At 60.8% G+C, this 20,400-nt stretch carries 15 protein-coding genes, 1 tRNA gene and 1 pseudogene; 7 read left to right on the forward strand and 10 right to left on the reverse strand.

The features are described from left to right. Positions 1-86: 86 nt before the first annotated feature. Positions 87-2,891 (reverse strand): DNA gyrase subunit A, encoded by a 2,805-nt coding sequence (gene gyrA, locus LQK83_RS04335; protein WP_442966708.1) that lies wholly within the window; start codon positions 2,889-2,891, stop codon positions 87-89. Between the two features lie 192 nt (positions 2,892-3,083). On the opposite strand from gyrA, the gene LQK83_RS04340 reads away from it, so the two are divergent. Next, positions 3,084-3,707: a MarC family protein gene (locus LQK83_RS04340; RefSeq protein WP_230836023.1), complete on the forward strand. Its 624-nt coding sequence runs from the start codon at positions 3,084-3,086 to the stop codon at positions 3,705-3,707. A 5-nt stretch (positions 3,708-3,712) separates the two neighbouring features. Here the strand turns inward: LQK83_RS04340 and LQK83_RS04345 are convergent, their stop codons facing one another. Together LQK83_RS04345 and LQK83_RS04350 are read right to left on the reverse strand one after the other, a co-directional pair. Continuing rightward, positions 3,713-4,144, reverse strand: coding sequence for a VOC family protein (locus LQK83_RS04345; protein WP_230836024.1), 432 nt, complete (start codon positions 4,142-4,144; stop codon positions 3,713-3,715). Between the two features lie 51 nt (positions 4,145-4,195). After that, a complete protein-coding gene (locus tag LQK83_RS04350) occupies positions 4,196-4,714 on the reverse strand; it encodes a single-stranded DNA-binding protein (RefSeq protein ID WP_230836312.1) in 519 nt (172 codons plus the stop codon). Between the two features lie 351 nt (positions 4,715-5,065). Between LQK83_RS04350 and uvrA the strand changes: the two genes are divergently transcribed. The 3 genes from uvrA to LQK83_RS04365 all read left to right on the forward strand — a co-directional run bounded on the left by uvrA (position 5,066) and on the right by LQK83_RS04365 (position 9,934). Further along, on the forward strand, positions 5,066-7,987 hold the full coding sequence (gene uvrA / locus LQK83_RS04355) for an excinuclease ABC subunit UvrA (protein ID WP_230836025.1): 2,922 nt from the start codon (positions 5,066-5,068) through the stop codon (positions 7,985-7,987). A 14-nt stretch (positions 7,988-8,001) separates the two neighbouring features. Further along, positions 8,002-8,805 (forward strand): DUF72 domain-containing protein, encoded by an 804-nt coding sequence (locus LQK83_RS04360; protein WP_230836026.1) that lies wholly within the window; start codon positions 8,002-8,004, stop codon positions 8,803-8,805. A gap of 181 nt (positions 8,806-8,986) precedes the next feature. After that, positions 8,987-9,934 (forward strand): phosphoribosylaminoimidazolesuccinocarboxamide synthase, encoded by a 948-nt coding sequence (locus tag LQK83_RS04365; RefSeq protein WP_230836314.1) that lies wholly within the window; start codon positions 8,987-8,989, stop codon positions 9,932-9,934. Here LQK83_RS04365 and LQK83_RS04370 read toward each other — a convergent pair. The 3 genes and pseudogenes from LQK83_RS04370 to metG all read right to left on the reverse strand — a co-directional run. Then, positions 9,924-10,754, reverse strand: a complete 831-nt coding sequence (locus LQK83_RS04370) for an MBL fold metallo-hydrolase (RefSeq protein WP_230836027.1) — start codon at positions 10,752-10,754, stop codon at positions 9,924-9,926. The genes LQK83_RS04365 and LQK83_RS04370 overlap by 11 nt on opposite strands. A 4-nt stretch (positions 10,755-10,758) precedes the next feature. Further along, entirely contained in the window at positions 10,759-11,538 is a 780-nt protein-coding gene (locus LQK83_RS04375; protein ID WP_230836028.1) for a TatD family hydrolase, read from the reverse strand. A gap of 17 nt (positions 11,539-11,555) precedes the next feature. Then, positions 11,556-13,118, reverse strand: a pseudogene (gene metG, locus LQK83_RS04380) (methionine--tRNA ligase); the annotation flags it as partial. Positions 13,119-13,284: 166 nt separating this feature from the next. Between metG and LQK83_RS04385 the strand changes: the two are divergent. Beyond that, positions 13,285-14,076 (forward strand): sulfite exporter TauE/SafE family protein, encoded by a 792-nt coding sequence (locus tag LQK83_RS04385; RefSeq protein ID WP_269065268.1) that lies wholly within the window; start codon positions 13,285-13,287, stop codon positions 14,074-14,076. A 1-nt stretch (position 14,077) separates the two neighbouring features. On the opposite strand, the gene LQK83_RS04390 is transcribed toward LQK83_RS04385, so the two are convergent. Genes LQK83_RS04390 through LQK83_RS04405 form a run of 4 tightly spaced genes read right to left on the reverse strand, consistent with a single transcriptional unit; the run spans position 14,078 to position 18,103 of the window. Beyond that, entirely contained in the window at positions 14,078-15,109 is a 1,032-nt protein-coding gene (locus LQK83_RS04390) for a DNA polymerase III subunit delta' (protein ID WP_230836031.1), read from the reverse strand. Further along, entirely contained in the window at positions 15,106-15,798 is a 693-nt protein-coding gene (tmk, locus tag LQK83_RS04395; RefSeq protein WP_230836032.1) for a dTMP kinase, read from the reverse strand. The genes LQK83_RS04390 and tmk overlap by 4 nt, the downstream gene beginning before the upstream one ends. 42 nt (positions 15,799-15,840) lie before the next feature. Next, the gene (locus LQK83_RS04400; RefSeq protein WP_230836033.1) at positions 15,841-17,007 is read right to left on the reverse strand and encodes a D-alanyl-D-alanine carboxypeptidase family protein; all 1,167 of its coding nucleotides are present in this window, start codon (positions 17,005-17,007) and stop codon (positions 15,841-15,843) included. A 49-nt stretch (positions 17,008-17,056) separates the two neighbouring features. Further along, entirely contained in the window at positions 17,057-18,103 is a 1,047-nt protein-coding gene (locus LQK83_RS04405) for a septal ring lytic transglycosylase RlpA family protein (protein WP_442966697.1), read from the reverse strand. A 532-nt stretch (positions 18,104-18,635) separates the two neighbouring features. Between LQK83_RS04405 and LQK83_RS04410 the strand changes: the two genes are divergently transcribed. Next, entirely contained in the window at positions 18,636-19,901 is a 1,266-nt protein-coding gene (locus LQK83_RS04410) for an MFS transporter (protein WP_230836034.1), read from the forward strand. A gap of 225 nt (positions 19,902-20,126) precedes the next feature. Next, positions 20,127-20,216: transfer RNA gene (locus tag LQK83_RS04415), tRNA-Ser, on the forward strand. The last annotated feature ends 184 nt before the right edge of the window (positions 20,217-20,400 follow it).

Here is a 20,400-nt window from a genome sequence, read left to right on the forward strand (position 1 = left end):
GTATTGTTCCTGCATTTTTCGGCGACTACCACGCCGGCAGCCGATGCAAACAGAAAGGCCGGCGTTGCAGCCGGCCTTTCTGTTTCTCATTCGCTCACTTCGCCTTCAGAAGGCTCGCCGGAACCAGGCGCCGCGCTGCCCCCCACAGCTGCGCCCTCTTCGGCTAAGGCCTCCGCCTCATCGTCACCTTCCGGCTCGCTGATGCGCTCTACCGAGACGACCTTCTCATCCGCAGCGGTCGAGAAGATCGTGACGCCCTTCGTCGCGCGGCTGGCAATGCGGATGCCGTTGACCGGCACGCGGATCAGCTGGCCGCCATCCGAGACGAGCATGATCTGGTCGCTTTCCTCGATCGGGAAGGCGGCGACGAGAACGCCGATTTCGCCGGTCTTGGATGTGTCGGTGGCGCGGATGCCCTTGCCACCACGGCCGGAGATGCGGAAGTCGTAAGACGAGGACCGCTTGCCGAAGCCACGTTCCGAAACGGTCAGCACGAACTGTTCGCGGGCCTTGAGTTCCTGATAGCGCTCTTCCGAGAGTTCCGTGACCTCGCCTGCCTCCTCGCCGACCAGGGCGATATCGTCTTCTTCCACGCCCATGGCGCGGCGTTCTGCCGCCGAGCGCTTGAGATAGGCGGCACGTTCCGCCGGATCGGCATCCACATGGCTGAGGATCGTCATCGAGATCAGGCTGTCGCCTTCCGCCATCGTCATGCCGCGCACGCCGATAGAGTTGCGGCCGGCAAAGACGCGGACGTCATCGACGGGGAAGCGGATCGCCTGGCCAAGTGCTGTCGTCAGCAACACGTCGTCGCGATCGGTGCAGGTCTCGACGGAGAGGATCTCGTCACCCTCCTCCTCGAGCTTCATGGCGATCTTGCCGTTGCGGTTGACCTGGACGAAATCGCCGAGCTTGTTGCGGCGAACGGTGCCGCGGGTCGTGGCGAACATGACGTCGAGGTTTTCCCACGTCGTCTCGTCCTCGGGCAGCGGCATGATCGTGGTGATGCGTTCGCCGGGTTCGAGCGGCAGCATGTTGATCATGGCCTTGCCGCGCGACTGCGGCGTGCCGATCGGCAGGCGCCAGACCTTTTCCTTGTAGACGATGCCACGCGAGGAGAAGAACAGAACCGGTGTATGCGTGTTGGCGACGAAGAGCCGCGTGACGAAATCCTCGTCGCGCGTCGCCATGCCGGAGCGACCCTTGCCGCCGCGGCGCTGGGCGCGATAGGTGGTCAGCGGCACGCGCTTGATATAGCCGGCATGGCTGACGGTGACGACCATGTCCTCGCGGGCAATAAGGTCCTCGTCTTCCATGTCCGGACCGCCTTCGACAATCTCCGAGCGGCGCGGTGTGCCGAATTCGTCGCGGATGGCGATGAGTTCGTCCTTGACGATGGTCTGGATGCGCAGGCGCGACGACAGGATATCGAGGTAATCGGTGATTTCCTCGCCGATCTTGTTCAGCTCGTCGCCGATTTCATCGCGGCCGAGCGCCGTGAGGCGGGCGAGGCGCAGTTCGAGGATCGCACGGGCCTGCTCTTCGGAAAGATTGTAGGTCAGGTCCTCGTTGATCTTGTGGCGCGGATCGTCGATCAGGCGGATCAGCGCCTCGACGTCATGGGCCGGCCAGCGACGCTCCATCAACTGCTCGCGCGCCGTCTGCGGATCGGGTGCGCGGCGGATGAGGTTGATGATTTCGTCGATATTGGCAACGGCGATGGCCAGACCGACCAAGACATGCGCGCGGTCGCGCGCCTTGCGCAGTAGGTACTTGGTGCGACGGCTGACGACGTCTTCGCGGAAGGACACGAAGGCCTTCAGCATGTCGATCAGCGTCATCTGCTCCGGCTTCCCGCCGTTCAGCGCCACCATGTTGCAGCCAAAAGAGGTCTGCAGCGGCGTGTAGCGGTAGAACTGGTTGAGGATGACTTCGGCATTGGCATCGCGCTTCAGCTCGATGACGACGCGATAGCCCTCGCGGTCGGATTCGTCACGAATGTCGGAGACGCCCTCGACGCGCTTTTCGCGCACCAGTTCGGCCATCTTCTCGATCATCGTCGACTTGTTCACCTGATACGGGATTTCGGTGATGATGATCTGCTCGCGGTCGCCGCGCATCGGCTCGATGCGGGCACGGCCACGCATGATGACGGAGCCCCTGCCCGTCTCATAGGCCGAGCGGATGCCGGCGCGGCCGAGGATCAGCGCGCCCGTCGGGAAGTCCGGACCCGGAATATGTTCCATGAGCTGCAACAGCTCGATGGCCGGATTGTCCATGACGGCGATGCAGCCATTGATCACTTCGGACAGGTTGTGCGGCGGAATGTTCGTCGCCATGCCGACCGCGATGCCGCCGGCGCCGTTGACCAGCAGGTTCGGGAACTTGGCGGGGATGACCACCGGCTCGGACAGCGTGCCGTCATAGTTGTCGCGGAAATCGACCGTGTCCTTGTCAAGATCATCGAGCAGCGAGTGCGCGACCTTCTGCAGACGGCATTCGGTGTAGCGCTGGGCTGCCGGCGGGTCGCCGTCGACCGAGCCGAAATTGCCCTGGCCGTCGATCAACGGCAGGCGGAGCGACCAGTCCTGCGCCATGCGGGCCAGCGCATCGTAGATCGCGGCATCGCCATGCGGGTGATATTTACCCATGACGTCGCCGGTGACGCGGGCGCACTTGACGTATTTCTTGTTCCAGTCAACGCCGAGCTCGGACATGCCGTAAAGAATTCGGCGATGCACCGGCTTCATGCCGTCGCGCACGTCGGGCAGCGCGCGGCTCACGATCACGCTCATCGCGTAATCGAGATAGGAACGCTGCATTTCTTCGATGATGGAAATGGGCTCGATTTCGCTCGGGCCCCTGCCGCCGGGTGTCATTTGCGCTGTCAATTCGGTCACATTCTCTGTTCGGAATCAGTGGTTTTTTATAGCGGAAAGCGCCGCGAACCGCCAATTTTCGGGGCCGTTCTCAACAGGTTTTGCGTCCATTTTGCGGAAAAGCTTGAAACTTTCGGCAATCTGCGATCAAGGTCGGGACAAAGGCTGCGCCATGCGAGGCGAAAAGGCCCAAAAGGGGATGACATGGCGGGATATGAGCAACTGGTCAACGCGTTCACGACGCTGGTCGTGACCATCGATCCGCCGGGCCTTGCCCCGATCTTTCTGGGGCTGACCCACGGCATGACCTCTCTTGAGCGCCGCCGCACGGCGCTACGCGGCACGCTCATCGCCTTCGGCATCCTCACCGTCTTTGCGATCGCCGGCGAGGCGATTCTGAACACCATGGGCATTTCCATCGGTGCGTTCCGTATCGCCGGCGGGCTTCTACTTTTCGCGATATCCTTCGAGATGATCTTCGACCGCCGCGAGGCGCGCAAGCAGAAGACGTCGGAGACGGCAGTGGTCGAGGACCATGTACACAACCTCTCGGTCTTTCCGCTCGCCCTGCCCCTGATTGCCGGCCCGGGCGCGATCTCGGCAACCATCCTGCTGGCCGGCTCGTTTCACACGCCGGTCGACCGGATCGAACTGATCGGGGTCATCGGCATCTGCATCATCCTGGTTCTTGTCTCACTGACGGTTGCCAGCCGCATCGACCGCTTCCTCGGCCGCTCGGGCCGCGCCATCCTGACGCGCCTCCTCGGTGTGCTGCTGGCCGCCCTTTCGGTGCAGTTCGTGATCGACGGCTTGAAGTCCGTGCTCTGAACCAATCAGCGGCTCGAAACGGCCAGCGGATGACCATCGCTGAACTGCACAAGATCCCAGAGATTGCCGTAGAGGTCTGCAAAGACCGCCACTTTCCCGTATGGCATGACCTGCGGCTCGCGCACGAAGGCGACGCCTTTGGCGCGATAATCAGCGAAGTCACGGTTGAAATCGTCGGTCGCCAGAAACATGAAGACCCGGCCGCCGCCCTGCTGGCCGATAAAGGGCTCCTGCGCAGCATTGGAGGGACGGGCCAGCACAATGCCGGTCCCGCTGTTGCCGGGGACGTCGCGCGGGCGCACGACCACCCAGCGCTTGTCCTGTTCCGGCTGGTAGGTGTCCTCCTGCAACTCGAAGCCGAGGACACCACAGTAGAAGGCGATCGCCTCGTCGTAATCGCGCACAATGAGCGCGACATTGGAAATACGCTGTGCCATGGCAGGCCACTCCTGAATTTCTCTCTGAAACCAGCCGATCAGCGCAGATCATCAGAACGGGATATCATCATCCATATCACGCGAGAAATTGCCGGCCGGCTGTGACGAGCCGCGTCCGCCGCCACCGCTGCGCGGCGCGGGTGCCGACGAACCGTAATCGTTGCCGCCACCATAATCACCGCCAAAATCGCCGCCCTGGCTGCGACCGCCGCCTTCACCACGCCCATCGAGCATCGTCAACGTCGAGTTGAAGCCCTGCAGCACCACTTCCGTCGAGTAGCGGTCATTGCCGTTCTGGTCCTGCCACTTGCGGGTCTGCAGCGCGCCTTCGATATAGAGCTTGGCACCCTTCTTGACGTACTGCTCCACGACCTTGCAAAGGCCTTCGTTGAACACAACGACGCTGTGCCATTCGGTCTTTTCCTTGCGCTCGCCGGAATTGCGGTCGCGCCACTGTTCGGACGTGGCAATACGCAGGTTGGCGATCGGACGGCCGTCCTGCGTGCGGCGGATTTCGGGATCGGCTCCGACGTTGCCGATGAGAATAACCTTGTTCACGCTGCCAGCCATACTACCAAACCCTGTTCTGAAGATCGTTGCCGGGCCATGTGCCCGAAAGTTCCGCCACCTTAAACCCTGCAGAGCGGCTTTGCCCACGCCCGCAAAGCCAATCCACAGCTCATTTCCCGTCAGCCCGCACATGCTGCCATGAACTGGCAGGGTCCTGCCCTCATTCAATGCTGTCGAATAAATCGTGCCTCCCGAAGAATGTTCTTTATTTGTTCTATTGAACTTGTTATGGATTGTCAACAGATTCGGGAAATGAATTGGGGCAAGGTCGCGGGAAGCGCCGATCCGCCTCGACAGGCCGGCCGTAAATTCGGCATAAGGCATCATCTCCCCTTCTAGCCGGTGGATCCCATGAGTGAATTGAAGACGATTTCCATTCGCGGCGCGCGCGAGCACAATCTGAAGGGGGTGGACCTCGATCTGCCGCGCAACAAGCTGATCGTGATGACCGGTCTTTCGGGCTCCGGCAAATCGTCGCTTGCCTTCGACACGATCTATGCGGAAGGCCAGAGGCGCTATGTGGAGAGCCTCTCGGCTTATGCACGCCAGTTCCTCGAAATGATGCAAAAACCGGATGTCGACCAGATCGACGGTCTCTCGCCAGCCATTTCGATCGAACAGAAGACGACGTCGCGCAATCCGCGCTCGACGGTCGGGACGGTCACCGAAATCTACGACTATATGCGCCTGCTCTTCGCGCGCGCCGGTGTGCCCTATTCGCCTGCCACAGGCCTGCCGATCGAGAGCCAGACGGTGAGCCAGATGGTCGATCGGATTCTCACATTTCCGGAAGGCACACGCCTCTACATTCTCGCGCCAATGGTGCGCGGGCGCAAGGGTGAGTACAAGAAGGAACTGGCGGAGCTCATGAAAAAGGGCTTTCAGCGCGTCAAGATTGACGGGCAGTTCTACGAGATCGCAGACGCACCCGCGCTCGACAAGAAATACAAGCATGATATCGATGTCGTGGTCGACCGCGCGGTTGTGCGCGCCGACATGGCGTCGCGCCTGGCAGACAGTCTGGAGACATGCCTCAAGCTCGCTGATGGTCTGGCGATTGCGGAATTCGCCGACAAGCCGCTCCCTCCTGAAGAAACATCCGCCGGCGGTTCGGCCAACAAGTCTCTCAACGAAACGCACGAACGCGTTCTTTTTTCAGAGAAATTCGCATGCCCTGTCTCCGGCTTCACCATTCCGGAAATCGAGCCGCGGCTGTTCTCGTTCAACAATCCCTTCGGCGCCTGCCCGACCTGCGACGGTCTGGGTTTCCAGCAGAAGATCGATGCCCAGCTGATCGTGCCGGAGCCGCACAGGACGCTCCGCGACGGCGCGATCGCGCCCTGGGCCAAGTCCTCGTCGCCCTATTACGGACAGACGCTGGAAGCGCTTGGAAAGCATTACGGTTTCAAGCTCGGACAGAAATGGTCTGATCTGCCGGAGGAGGCGCAAAAGGCGATCCTCTTCGGCACGAAGGAGAAGATCAAGTTCGAGTACAAGGATGGCTCGCGCGCCTACACGACCGAAAAAACATTCGAAGGCGTGGTGACCAATCTGGAGCGCCGCTGGAAGGAAACCGACAGCGCCTGGGCACGCGAGGAGATCGAGCGTTTCATGGCCGACAGCCCCTGCCCGGCCTGCAACGGCTTCCGCCTGAAGCCTGAAGCACTTGCGGTGAAGATCGGCGGGCTGCACATCGGCGAAGTCACGCAGATGTCGATCCGCAATGCGCGCAACTGGTTCGAGGACCTGCCTTCTCTGCTGACAGCCAAGCAGAACGAGATTGCGGTGCGTATCCTGAAGGAAATCCGCGAGCGTCTGCGCTTCCTCAACGACGTGGGCCTCGAATATCTCAGCATGTCGCGCAATTCCGGCACGCTGTCGGGTGGTGAAAGCCAGCGTATCCGGCTTGCCTCGCAGATCGGCTCCGGGCTGACGGGCGTCCTTTACGTGCTGGACGAACCGTCTATCGGCCTGCACCAGCGCGACAATGCGCGCCTTCTCGACACGCTGAAGCATCTGCGTGACATCGGGAATACGGTGATCGTGGTCGAGCATGATGAGGATGCGATCCTGACGGCCGACTATGTCGTGGATATCGGGCCAGCGGCCGGCATCCATGGCGGTCAGGTCATCGCTCAAGGCACGCCTGCCGAAATCATGGCGAGCCCCAAATCGCTGACAGGCAAGTATCTGACCGGCGAACTGGGCGTTGCCGTACCCGAAACCCGGCGCAAGCCGAAGAAGGGCAAGGAAATCAAGGTTCATGGTGCCCGCGGCAACAATCTGAAGGACATCACGGCGTCGATCCCGCTCGGCGTGTTCACGGCTGTGTCGGGTGTGTCGGGCGGCGGCAAATCGACCTTTCTGATCGAAACGCTCTACAAGGCGGCAGCGCGGCGCATCATGGGTGCGCGCGAACATCCCGCAGAACATGACCGCATCGACGGCTTCGAACATATCGACAAGGTGATCGATATCGACCAGTCGCCGATCGGCCGCACGCCGCGTTCGAACCCGGCGACCTATACCGGCGCCTTCACGCCGATCCGCGACTGGTTCGCCGGCCTTCCTGAAGCGAAGGCACGCGGCTATCAGCCGGGCCGCTTCTCGTTCAACGTCAAGGGCGGCCGCTGCGAGGCCTGCCAGGGCGATGGCGTGATCAAGATCGAAATGCATTTCCTGCCCGATGTCTACGTCACCTGCGACGTCTGCCATGGCAAGCGCTACAATCGCGAGACACTGGATGTGCATTTCAAGGGCAAGTCGATCGCCGACGTGCTCGACATGACGGTCGAGGAAGGCGTCGAGTTCTTCGATGCGGTGCCATCCGTGCGCGACAAATTGCAGGCGCTGTTCGATGTCGGCCTCGGCTATATCAAGGTCGGCCAGCAGGCGAACACGCTCTCGGGCGGCGAGGCGCAGCGCGTGAAGCTGGCCAAGGAACTGTCGAAGCGTTCGACCGGGCGTACGCTCTACATTCTCGATGAGCCGACCACCGGCCTGCATTTCCACGATGTCGCCAAGCTTCTGGAAATGCTGCACGAACTGGTCAACCAAGGCAATTCGGTCATCGTCATCGAGCACAATCTCGAAGTCATCAAGACGGCCGACTGGATTCTCGATTTCGGTCCGGAAGGCGGCGATGGCGGCGGACGGATCGTGGCGGAAGGCACGCCGGAGGATATCGTGAAGGTCGAGGCCTCTCATACCGGGCATTTCCTCAAGGAACTGCTGGCGCGCCGGCCGGTTCGGCGCAATCAGGCTGCTGAATAAGAAGAGCAAAGCCAATGGCTGAGACCGGAACGATCCGCACGGGCATTGGCGGCTGGACCTTCGATCCCTGGAAGAACCATTTCTATCCGGAGAAGCTGAAGGCGAAGGATGAGCTCTCCTACGCCAGCAGCAAGCTCCGCGCCATCGAGGTCAACGGCACCTATTATTCCAGCCAGAAGCCCGCGACCTTCGCGAAATGGGCGGCTGAAGCACCAGAAGATTTCGTCTTCTCGCTGAAGGCGAGCCGGTTCTGCACGAACCGACGTGTGCTTGCCGAGGGTGGCGAGTCGGTCATGAAGTTTGTGTCCTCAGGGATCACGGAGCTGGGACCAAAACTGGGGCCCATTCTCTGGCAGTTCATGCCGACGAAGCAATTCGATTCGGACGATTTCGGCGCGTTTCTGTCGCTGCTTCCGAAAGAGCAGGACGGTATCCGACTGAAGCATGTTGTCGAAGTTCGGCATCCGTCTTTCGTTGTGCCGGAATTTGTGGATCTCTTGAGGAAGCATAAGACCGCCTGCGTGGTCGCCGATCATGCGGAGTATCCGATGATCGCCGACATTACAGGCGATTTCGTCTATCTGCGCCTGCAGAAGGGCGAGGACGAGAACCCGCATTGCTACCCGGACGACGCCTTCGCATCATGGGCGGATCGGCTGAAATCCTACGCGTCCGGTCGCCTGCCCGGGGATCTGCCGGAGCTTGCGCCTGACGGTGCACCCTCACCTGCGCCGCGCGATGTGTTCGCCTATTTCATTACTGGCGGAAAGGTGAACGCGCCCTTCGGAGCCATGGAGATGCAGAAGCGGGTTGGTTGAGATACGCATGGCGAAAGCGCCGGAGCGGATGCGCGGCACGGATGCCCAGTGCGGATGATTGTGCGTGTTCCGGAGGCAATGCTTGAACTGATGCCTTCGGACCGTTAGAGCGTTGGCGAGAACCGCATTTCAAGCGCTGCCGGGCAACCGGCGAAACCCGGAAGCTAGTCCCATGGCCGATATGCCCGTCCTTGCCGACGCCACGATCCCCGAACTGCCGAACCACTACAAGGGTAAGGTGCGTGAAAACTACGATCTGCCCGGCGATCGCCGCGTGATCATCGCGACGGACCGACTGAGCGCCTTTGACCGTATCCTCACCTGCATACCCTACAAGGGGCAGATCCTGACGCAGATCGCGCGTTACTGGTTCGACAAGACCGGCGACATCTGCCCGAACCATGTCATCGACTACCCCGATCCGAATGTCGTCATCGGCAAGCGCCTTGACATCCTGCCGGTCGAAATCGTCGTGCGCGGCTATCTGGCCGGCACCACCAGCACCTCGATCCTCACGCTCTACAAGATGGGCCAGCGCGCGATGTATGGCATCACGCTCCCCGACGGGCTGAAGCCGAACCAGAAGCTTCCGGAGGCCATCATCACGCCGACCAGCAAGGCTTTCGACGGCGGCCATGACGAGCCTCTGACACCGGACGAGATCGTCAGCCGCGGTCTTTTGACCGCCGAGCAGTGGGCGACGCTGAAGGACTATGCGCTGAAGCTTTTCGCGCGCGGCCAGCAGATGGCGGCGGAGCGAGGGCTTATCCTCGTTGACACGAAATATGAATTCGGCACCGACGAGAACGGCAAGATCATTCTGGCCGATGAAATCCATACGCCGGATTCGAGCCGCTACTGGATCGCCGAAAGCTACCCGGCCCGATTCGAAGCGGGCGAGCGGCCGGAAAGCTTCGACAAGGATTTCGTCCGCGCCTGGGTCAATGAACGCTGCGATCCTTACAAGGACGATATCCCGGAAATTCCGGCCGAACTGATCCGCGAGACATCTGCAGTTTATATGAAGGCGTTCGAGGCGATCACCGGCAAGGCCTTCGATCCTTCGACGGTCGAAGCCCCCGTTCTGGATCGCGTCCGGAAAAATCTCGCGCCCTATTTCACCCGTTAAGGCTTTCGGTCACATCATACTCCACCTGGAGCCCGTCATAGGCGGGCTCCACATGCGGCGGTGTTTCCGCCATCACGGTCGCGTAATCGAGCGGGATGTGCATATGGGTGAGGATCGCGCGGCGCGGCGCAAAGCGCTCGATCCAGGAAAGCGCCTGTTCCATCGACAGATGGCTTGGATGGAACCTGTATTGCAGGCAATCGATCACCAGCGCATCGAGTCCCTTGAGCTTGTGACAAGAGGCCTCAGGAAAATCGCTGACGTCGCTGCAATAGGCGAAGTCCCCCACGCGGAAGCCGAGCGACATGATATCGCCATGCACCTGAAGCACGGGCAGAAAGGTGATGGGCCCGCCGGCACCCGTGATGGTGACGGGACTATCGGGCGTTTCGATCAGAAAGGGTTCGATAATCGGCGGATAATTACTGCCGGCCGGTGTCTCGACGCAATAGCCAAAGCCGGTGCGAATGCGCTCCATTGTGGCCGCGTCCGCGTGGATGGGAATGCGCTGCCGCTGCGCATGGAAATATCCGCGCACGTCGTCAATGCCATGCAGATGATCGGCGTGAGCGTGCGTGTAGATGACGGCGTCGATACGCGCAACACCGGCAGCCACCATCTGGGCGCGAAAATCCGGGCCGGTGTCGATAACGACGGTGGTCTTGCCGCCGTCATCGCCGATCTGCTCGACGAGAAGCGCCGCACGGGTCCGGCGGTTCTTCGGATTGAGTGGATCGCAGGCACCCCAGTCGCCATTGATGCGCGGGACGCCGGGCGAAGAGGCGCAGCCAAGAATGGTGAACCGTCGCACGACCGCCACGCCGTCAGATCCTCGTCATCCGGGAAAAGCAGCGAAAGGCATTTTCCGTCGTCAGCCGCGCGGCTTCCTCAATGCTGAGGCCGATCGTTTCGGCCAGAACAGCTGCAGTATGGGCCACGTAAGCGGGCTCGTTGCGCTTGCCGCGAAACGGCTTGGGCGCAAGATAGGGCGCATCCGTCTCGACCAGAAGCCGGTCGTGCGGAACGGTCGCTGCGATGTCGCGCAGATCCTGCGACTTCGGGAAGGTCAGGATGCCAGAGAATGAGATGTAGCCGCCAAGATCGACGCCGACGCGGGCAAGCTCGGGGCCCGAAGAGAAACAATGGAGAATGAAGGAGAAGGTCCCCTTCTCCATCTCCTCCCGCAGGATCGCCGCCATGTCTTCGTCGGCGCTGCGGGCGTGGATGACAAGCGGCAGGCCGGTCTGGCGTGCGACTCCGATCTGCCGACGGAAAACCGCCTTCTGAACCTCGGGCGTGGCATAGTCGTAGTGATAGTCAAGCCCGGCTTCGCCGATGGCGACGCATTTCTCGTAACGCGCCGCCTCGAGATAAGCCTCCATCGGCAGATCCGGTTCGTCGGCGGCATTGTTCGGGTGTGTGCCGGCCGAGCAAAAGACATTCGCATAGGTTTCGGCAATGGCCTTCACCTGATCAAACTTGCCGATCCGTGTGGAGATCGTCACCATCTGCTTGACGCCGGCTTCGCCAGCCCGCGCGACCAGCGCGTCGCGCTCATCGGCGAAGTCGGCGAAATCGAGATGGCAATGGGTGTCGATCAGCATCCGCGCAAGTTCTCCGTTCAGGCCGTGGCGTCCGGCGCGACATAACGCGGGAAGACGGGTGTCGGCTGGTCTATTGCCGTGCCGGAAACGAGGCGGCCGGCACTGCCCAGGGCATCGAAGCCGCGCTTATCGGCAGGCACGGCGACGAGATCAAGCAGCTTCGCCGACGAAGTCGGCATGAAGGGCTGCAGAAGGATCGCGATCTGGCGCACGGTTTCGGCGGTGACGTAAAGCACGGTTTCCATGCGCTTCGGATCGGTCTTCTTCAACGCCCAGGGCTCCTGGCCGGCAAAGTAGCGGTCGCCCTCGGCAACGGCGGCGATGATCGCGGTGACAGCCTTGTGGATGGCGAAATTGCCCATCTCGGTGCGCGCCACGTCGATCACGCCGTCGATATGCGCGAGCATCGCCTTGTCTTCGTCCGTCAGCGGGCCGCATTCCGGGATCTTGCCATCGCAGTTCTTGAAGATCATCGACAGCGAGCGGCTGGCAAGGTTGCCGATGCCGTTGGCGAGGTCGGAGTTGATGCGGGTGGCAATTGCGTCGTCGCTATAGCTGCCGTCCTGCCCGAAGGAGACTTCACGCATGAAGAAATAGCGGATCTGGTCGAGGCCGAAATGGTCGATCAGGTTGAACGGATCGACGACATTGCCGACCGACTTCGACATCTTCTCTCCCTTGTTGAGAAGGAAGCCGTGGGCGTAGACGCGCTTCGGCAGATCGACACCGGCCGACATCAGGAAGGCGGGCCAGTAGACGGCGTGGAAACGGATGATGTCCTTGCCGATGATGTGGATCGCAGGCCAGAACTTCCAGAGCGGAGCGTTTTCGTCCGGGTAGCCGGCCGCTGTGATGTAGTTGGTCAGCGCATCGACCCAGACATACATGACATGGGCCGGATTGCCGGGAACCGGGATGCCCCAGTTGAAGGTCGTGCGCGAGATCGAGAGGTCCTTGAGGCCGGACTTGACGAAGGAGATGACCTCGTTGCGGCGCTCGGACGGGCCGATGAATTCCGGATGCGCCTCGTAATAGGCCAGGAGCTTGTCGCCGTAGGCGGAGAGCTTGAAGAAATAGCTTTCCTCTTCCACCCATTCGACCGGCGAACCGAGCGGTTCGCGGCGGACGCCATCGGTGCCAACGGTCGTTTCGCTCTCGTCGAAATAGGCTTCCTGGCGCACGGAATACCAGCCGCCATAGGTGGCGAGGTAGATGTCGCCTCGCTCTTCCATCTTTTTCCACAGTGCCTGCACGGCAATGCGGTGACGCTCTTCGGTCGTGCGGATAAAGTCGTCGTTCGAGCAGTTCAGGCGCTTCAGGAGGTCGCGGAAGACGGCCGAGTTGCGGTCGGCGAGCGCGAGCGGGGTGATGCCCTCTTTCTCCGCCGTCTGCTGCATCTTCTGGCCATGTTCGTCCGTGCCGGAGAGGAAACGAACCTCGCGGCCCTCCAGGCGCTGGAAGCGTGCCATCACGTCGGTCGCAATCGCCGTATAGGCGTGCCCGATATGCGGTGCGCCGTTGGGATAGAAGATCGGGGTCGTGATATAGAAGCGCTCTTGTTCGGTCATGTCTTGATATCTGCATTGAAACGTTGGCTTGGCTTCTAAACCAGTTTCCGCTCAAACGAAACCACCGTTTTGAGGTGGGCATACCATACGTTGACATGCCTGACCCGCTGGCGCTATCCAGTGCCGCATAAATGCAGAGGCCGGCTCCCCGCCGGCAACGTCTCCGGAGGGTGAGCCGCTGGGCCCGACCGACAGTTTCGATCTTCTCTATTCGCTCTCCGGCCTTGTCGTCGGCTTTCTGATCGGCCTCACGGGCGTGGGCGGCGGTTCGCTGATGACGCCGATCCTGGTTCTGGTCTTTGGCGTGCATCCGGCCTCGGCGGTCGGAACGGACCTCCTCTTTGCAGCCGCAACGAAGATCGTGGGAACCGGTATTCATGGCTGGAAAGGGACGATCGACTGGAAGATCGTCCGGAACCTGGCCGTCGGCAGCGTTCCCGCCGCCGCGCTGACGCTCTACTTCATCTCAGGCGTCGATCACGGCGCCCAGACAAAACTGCTGACGCTGATCCTGGGTGTTGTTCTGGTCCTCGTTGCGGTGGTGCTCGCCTTGCGGCCCCTGATCGTGCGTCTATCGCTCAATATCCAGCGTGAGCGCGTGCCGCTGACCGAACGGCAGCGCGCCATCGCCACGACCATCCTCGGATTTACGCTGGGTGTCCTGGTCACGGCCTCGTCGGTGGGCGCAGGCGCCATGGGCGTCACGATCCTGCTGATCCTCTATCCGTACCTAAAACTTAGCGATCTGGTCGGATCTGACATCGTCCATGCCGTACCGCTAACGCTGATTGCCGGTGCGGGCTACTGGTATCTTGGCGAGGTCAAACCATTGATGCTGGCAGCGCTACTGCTGGGCTCTATCCCCGGCGTTATCGGCGGTAGCGTTCTGGCGCCCCGCCTGCCCGATCAGTACCTGCGCCCGGTACTTGCGGCCGTACTGGCTGCCGCCGGCCTCAAGATGCTCTTCTGAATCAGCCGAAGAGATAGGATTCGACCGCGTTCATCACGATCTGCTTGCGATCCAGATTGTAGGCCACGGATGTATTGATCCGCTCCTTCAGCGCGGAAGACAGCTCCGATAGGCGCGCGGCACCGGCAATGTCGCCGTTCAACGCCGCCGAGCGGGCATCACTCTCGATACGCCGGATCAGATTGTCGGTAAAGAATGTAAAGATCGTCTCGCCGCCTTTTGCTGATAGCGCGTCGGCGAGCTTGATCAGGTCCTGCCTCTGCTGGCCGCCCGGCGCCTGGGAAAGCACCTTTTCGAAGGCATTGAGGATATCCAGCCCACCGTAATTCACCAGCTTCAGCGCTTCGGACACACTGCCGCCAGCCTGAGTAAACAGGGCGTCGCGGCTTTGCGGATTGATCTCGAAGCCGAGCCCCTTCAGCGCGCGTTCCAGATCGGGGTCGGAAAGCGGCCGCAGAGGCAGCGGCAGGCAGCGCGAACGGATCGTCGGCAGGAGCTTGCCCGGCGCGTGTGACAGCACCAGAAACATGGCGCGCCTGGGCGGTTCCTCAAGCATCTTCAGGATGGCGTTGGCGGCGTTTCGGTTGAGGTCGTCGGCCGTATCGACAATGACGATCCGCCAATTGTCCGACCCCGATGTCTGCGCAAAGAATCGCCCTGCCCGCCGCACTTCATCGATGGTGATCGCGCTCTTGAACCGGCCGGCCTTTTCATCAAAGGGCCGGGTCAGATGGATCAAGTTATGCGACGCGCCCGACGCGACCTGACGAAAATGGACAGAGGCCGGATCGGGTGGCGAAACCGCTTCAGGCGCGGACTGTGGGTCCGGGTAGGCCAGTACATGATTGGCAAACCGAAAGGCGAGCGTCGCCTTGCCGATCCCTTCAGGTCCCTCGATCAGGATGGCATGGTGGCTCTTTCCCGACTTGTAGGCGCGGCCAAGGAAGCCCAGCGCCGCATCATGACCGAAGAGAGACAGGCTCTCCGCCGGAGGGCGTGCGCCGTCCAGAATGCCGTCTTCGGCATGGCTCATCGGGCAGCACTCGCCCGGCTGCTGGTGGCGCGGGTCCGAATGGGCAGCATGGGTTCCACGATGCTGTAAACCGCTTCCGCGATCGCCTCCACGTGGCCGGAGGCATCGACCACGCGGCAGCGGAAAGGCTCGGCCGCCGCGATGTCCAGAAATGCTTCACGCCGCGTCTTGTGCGTCTCGAGTTCTTCCTTTTCGAAACGGTCAGGCGATGCGTCTGCATCCATCGCATCGAGACGCTTGCGTGCCCGCGCAAGACCGACTTCGGCAGGAAGATCGAAGATGATCGTACAATCGGGAATGGTGCCATCGATTGCAACACGCTCGAGATTGGCGACGAAATCATGCGGCAGATTGCCGGTGACGCCCTGATAGACGCGCGACGAATCCATGAAGCGGTCGCAGAGTACGACCGAGCCTGCGGCGAGCGCCGGTTTGATCAGCTCTTCGACATGATCGTTGCGGGCGGCGGCAAACAGGATCGCCTCCATGCGCACACCGAATTCCTCTGCCGCACCGGAAAGAATGACATGGCGCACGGCTTCGGCGCCTGGCGAGCCGCCCGGTTCACGGGTCATGATCACATCGTAACCGGCACTGCGCAAACGCTCCGCCAGCAGCCGAATCTGCGTCGACTTACCGGCGCCCTCGCCGCCTTCAAATGTCACGAACAATCCGTTGTTTGCCGCCAAAGCCTTTTCCCGATCGGACTTTCATCGCCCGCCATGCAATCATCAGAGCCAGAAGAACAGGAGCTCCCACACCGCGTCAAGAGCACGTGCCGTGAGCGATCCGCCGCGCACGTCGTTCTGCGCATACACAGGCACTTCCTGAAGCACTTCCTCGCCATTGTACAGCCTGAGCGCGCCGACCTTCGCGCCTTTTTCCACCGGAGCCCTGAAAGGCCAGTCATAGGCAATGCGCGCGGTCAGGCGATCCGGCAGTCTCTTGTCTTGAAAGATCGAAACCGGCGTTTTTGCGGCAACGGCCACATGCGAATCAGCGCCGCCATAGACGGGCACGTCGCCGATCACCTCTCCGGCCGCAAAAATCTGCCGCTTCTCGAAGGCGCTCAGGCCCCATTCCAGCACATTTCGTGCCTCGTCCTCGCGCTCTTTCGGGCTCGATAATCCGCTCATGGCCAGATAGAGCCGTACGCCGTTGCGCTCGACGGTGGCAACGATCCCGTAGCCGTCCTCTTCGGAATAGCCTGTCGCGAAACCATCGCTGCCTTCTACGCTGGCAAAAAGCGGGAACCTGTTACGCTGCTTGATCTTGTTCCACTCGAAATCGCGAATGGCAAAATAAGGGAAGTAATCGGGATAATTACCGTGAAGGTCGCGCGACAGAATCACCAGGTCGCGCATCGTCATGCGGTTGCGTTCATCCGGCAGACCGGAGGAATTGGCGAAGTTCGATTTTTTCAGACCGATATCCTTTGCCCGCGCATTGAGCTTTTCCGTGAAGGCGGCGTCGCTGCCGGAAATGCCCTCGGCGAGAATGATGCAGGCATCGTTGGCCTGCTGGACGATCATTCCCTTGAGCAGATCCTCAACGCGGATGCGCGACTTCAGGGCCGCGAACATGGTGGACGTACGCGACAGCGCGCCGCCCGTGCGCCAGGCATATTCCGAAACCGGAAATTCCCTATCGAGCGTCAACTCATTGGTTTTGAGAAGATGAAAGACATATTCCGCCGTCATCAGCTTCATTAGGGAAGCTGACTGAACAGGCTCATCCGCCTTCTTGTTCAGAAGGATCGTGCCGGTCTCGGCCTCGATCATGAAGGCCTGCTTGGCCTTGGTCGCAATAGGCTCGCCGGCGAGCGCAGCACAGAGCCCGCACCACAACAGCCCGACGACAAACGTCAGGAGGGTCGCAGCCTTTGCCCGGTTTTTCATCGTTGCCGCCCCGTTACATTTCTGCAAGACGGCCCGAAGTCGCTCCGCCTCAGCCGCCGTTATCGCCGATATAGGATGCGCGAATCTTGTCCGCATTCAGTTCATACGTCTCTGCGACCAATGCCCGGAAAGGTGCGTTAGCGCCAGTATGTTCTTCGGTATTGACATAGCCGGAGGCAAGACTCCGCTGCCGGCCGGAAGCAAGCTCCATCGAACCGGGGCGGATGCGCGGCACCGGACCGACCTCGGGCAGAAGAACGAAGCCGGAAGACTGGACCTGGAACGGGATCGGCGCTTCCATCGGCTCACCGAGAGCCAGCGCCGGTGCGCGCTTCTGGACGGGCGCGACCACCGGCATCGCCCTGGGCATCGGAACCGAAGGCGAGATCGACGTCATGGAGCGCGGAAGAGCACCAGGAGGCAATCTCGTATCGTTGGACGCGACCATCACGCCAGGGGCAACCTGGCTCGGCATGAAGCGGCTACCTTTCGGAACATAGGAGGCCATGAGGAAGGCCTGATCCTGTCCGTCCATGCGCGCGCGGCCGACATACTGAACGCGCACCTTCGCCGTGCCATGGCCCTTCATGTCGAGCATTTCGGCCGTCTTGCTGGAAAGGTCGATGATGCGGCCGCGCTCGTAGGGCCCGCGGTCGTTGACGCGGACGATGATCGAGGCGCCATTAGTCATGTTGGTGACACGCGCATAACTCGGCAGCGGAAATGTCGGGTGGGCCGCAGTCAGGGCGCTGGTGTCATAGATTTCGCCGTTCGCCGTATAGCGACCGTGGAACGCGGAGCCATACCAGGAGGCAAAGCCGACGCGGTCATAGTTGCGGTCTTCCTTGGGGTAATAGACCTGCCCCTTCACGACATAGGGCTTGCCGACCATGTCGCGCCCGCCGCCCTTGGGGACCGGACCATGAAATACAACGCGCGGGCTGGCCTTCACGCCATATTTCGACTCAGCAAAATATTCCTTGCCGTGCCTGGATGAGGATTTCGTTGCGGTCGTCGTCCCGCATGCTGCAAGCGACCCCATGGCCAAAGAAAGCGTAAGCAGACGCAGTCCCGTTTTGACGCGGCGATCCACCATACCTGATTGTCCCCTTGCAACGCTACTCAGTACAAAAACGTTTGCGGGTCAGTCGACGACGCACTCTGTCCCGCGCCACCGGCTTATGCCGCTTTTTAATCTAACTGTTCCTTAATCATGACAGGAAAAGGGCCAATTGCCCAAGCAAAGGAGCAACAGAGGCGCTATCTTTTGCGTTATGGTTAACCAATCGTTACTTTGCTTGCGATATACTGCTGCAGAGAGAAGCATAGCGGAACCCCGGCGCGGCCAAGGGAGCCCTTGTGGTTGGCAACAGCGCCAACACGCCGGCATACATTGCCGCACCGGCCGCCACATCATGCTCCGGCGCATCCCCGACACTCCTGCATGCCGCGCTGAAAATGCGCTCTCGATCGACCTCAGCCAAAGGCAACCGACAGAAGCGCGGGCTGCGACAAAAAGTTCACCCGCGCCACGGAACAAATCACCTTTCCGCCCGTAATAAGGAGGCCTTACAATAACGTATTCGACGGTTCCCGATTTTCGGCCCCGCCGGTGGGAGGAGCTCCTCATGACACCCATGCAAAGTCTTCGTATTCTCACACCATCGCAGCGGAATACAGTGATTGCCAGCTTTCTAGGCTGGACGCTCGATGCCTTCGATTTTTTCATCCTTGTGTTTGTCATCAAGGACATCGCGAAGGAATTCAATACGAGTATTCCTGCCGTATCGATCGCTATCTTTCTCACGCTCGCCATGCGGCCGATCGGTGCGCTCCTCTTCGGGCTGGCCTCCGACCGCTACGGCCGTCGTCTCACCCTCATGGTCGATGTTCTTCTTTATTCGCTGCTCGAATTGCTCTCCGGCTTTTCGACGGGGCTGACGATGTTCATCGTGCTGCGCCTGCTTTACGGCGTCGCAATGGGCGGCGAATGGGGCGTCGGTGCCTCATTGACCATGGAAACGGTTCCGCCGCAGGCGCGCGGCCTTGTTTCAGGCCTGTTACAGGCAGGTTATCCGGCGGGATACCTGCTTGCCTCCATCGTCTTCTTTCTGCTCTATCCGATTATCGGCTGGCGCGGCATGTTCTTCGTCGGCGCCCTGCCCGCGCTGCTTGTTCTTTATATCCGCCGCAATGTCGAGGAATCGCCGGCGTTTTTGAAGCGTCAGCAACAGGTTCAGAAACCCTTCATGACGGTTCTGAAAAACAATGTGCCGCTGTTCATCTGGACGGTTATCCTCATGACGGCCTTCAACTTCTTCAGCCACGGCACCCAGGACATCTACCCGACTTTCCTAGAGGCGCAGCGCGGCTATGACAGCCACACCACCGGAGCGATCGCCATCGTCTACAATATTGGCGCGATCTGCGGCGGCCTGTTTTTCGGAAGCCTCTCGCAGCGCATCGGCCGGCGCAAGGCGATCGTGATTGCAGCGTTGCTTGCAATTCCTGCGGCATGGTTCTGGGTCTATGCGCCGGGACCTGTGCTTCTGGCGGCAGGTGCTTTCGTGCTGCAATTCTTCGTCCAGGGCGCCTGGGGCGTTATTCCGGTTCACCTGAACGAATTGTCACCCGATGAGGTTCGCGGCACATTTCCCGGCTTTGCCTACCAGCTCGGCAATCTGCTCGCCTCAGGCAATGCCACCCTGCAGACGACACTCGCCGCGCATTGGAACGGCGATTACGCCCTGGCATTGTTCAGCGTGGCAATCGCCGTCGCGGCCGCCGTGGCGCTGCTGGCGGGCTTCGGCTACGAGAAACGCAATGTCGAGTTCGGCATTCCGGATTCCCAACCGCCGCACCCCGTCACGACCGTGATCCAAAAGAGCGCCTGACACTTGCCCCATGGAGAATGGCGGATCATGCTTCGCCATTCTTCCCTGAACGCCGAGAGATTTGGCGACGGCAACCGACCATTGGCGGAACACGTTGACGTGGGAGACAAAAATGTTAAAAGCCGCTCAAGATCGTATGTGCTGCCGCGAACCACCGGCAGCGGTTTCGCGCAGGTGTACCCGGCTCAACTGACCGGAAGTTCATGGCCCGACCGTTCGATCGGAGGATGGGTGTCCGAGTGGTTTAAGGAACCGGTCTTGAAAACCGGCGTGCGGGAGACCGTACCGTGGGTTCGAATCCCACCCCATCCGCCAAGCCTTACCTTGTCCAGCCCTCACCGCATCGAGCTGCGCACACACGGCGGGTGTCCAAATTGCGGCCCTGGGGCGCCTGTCAGTCGTGCCTCATTTTTTTCATCACAACATCACCATTTTTAATCGAAGCTTAGCACCTTGCGGAACACAACTGGAACATATAGTGTCTGTTCTGGATTTGTTT

This window comes from Rhizobium sp. C1 (assembly GCF_021026335.1).
GTDB lineage: Bacteria > Pseudomonadota > Alphaproteobacteria > Rhizobiales > Rhizobiaceae > Ensifer_A.

Coding starts and splice junctions, on each gene's coding strand:
- LQK83_RS04340 (WP_230836023.1), top strand. CDS start 3,084: ATGGCGGGATATGAGCAACTGGTCAACGCGTTCACGACGCTGGTCGTG.
- LQK83_RS04345 (WP_230836024.1), bottom strand. CDS start 4,144: ATGGCACAGCGTATTTCCAATGTCGCGCTCATTGTGCGCGATTACGAC.
- LQK83_RS04350 (WP_230836312.1), bottom strand. CDS start 4,714: ATGGCTGGCAGCGTGAACAAGGTTATTCTCATCGGCAACGTCGGAGCC.
- uvrA (WP_230836025.1), top strand. CDS start 5,066: ATGAGTGAATTGAAGACGATTTCCATTCGCGGCGCGCGCGAGCACAAT.
- LQK83_RS04360 (WP_230836026.1), top strand. CDS start 8,002: ATGGCTGAGACCGGAACGATCCGCACGGGCATTGGCGGCTGGACCTTC.
- LQK83_RS04365 (WP_230836314.1), top strand. CDS start 8,987: ATGCCCGTCCTTGCCGACGCCACGATCCCCGAACTGCCGAACCACTAC.
- LQK83_RS04375 (WP_230836028.1), bottom strand. CDS start 11,538: ATGCTGATCGACACCCATTGCCATCTCGATTTCGCCGACTTCGCCGAT.
- LQK83_RS04390 (WP_230836031.1), bottom strand. CDS start 15,109: ATGAGCCATGCCGAAGACGGCATTCTGGACGGCGCACGCCCTCCGGCG.
- LQK83_RS04400 (WP_230836033.1), bottom strand. CDS start 17,007: ATGAAAAACCGGGCAAAGGCTGCGACCCTCCTGACGTTTGTCGTCGGG.
- LQK83_RS04405 (WP_442966697.1), bottom strand. CDS start 18,103: ATGGTGGATCGCCGCGTCAAAACGGGACTGCGTCTGCTTACGCTTTCT.
- LQK83_RS04410 (WP_230836034.1), top strand. CDS start 18,636: ATGACACCCATGCAAAGTCTTCGTATTCTCACACCATCGCAGCGGAAT.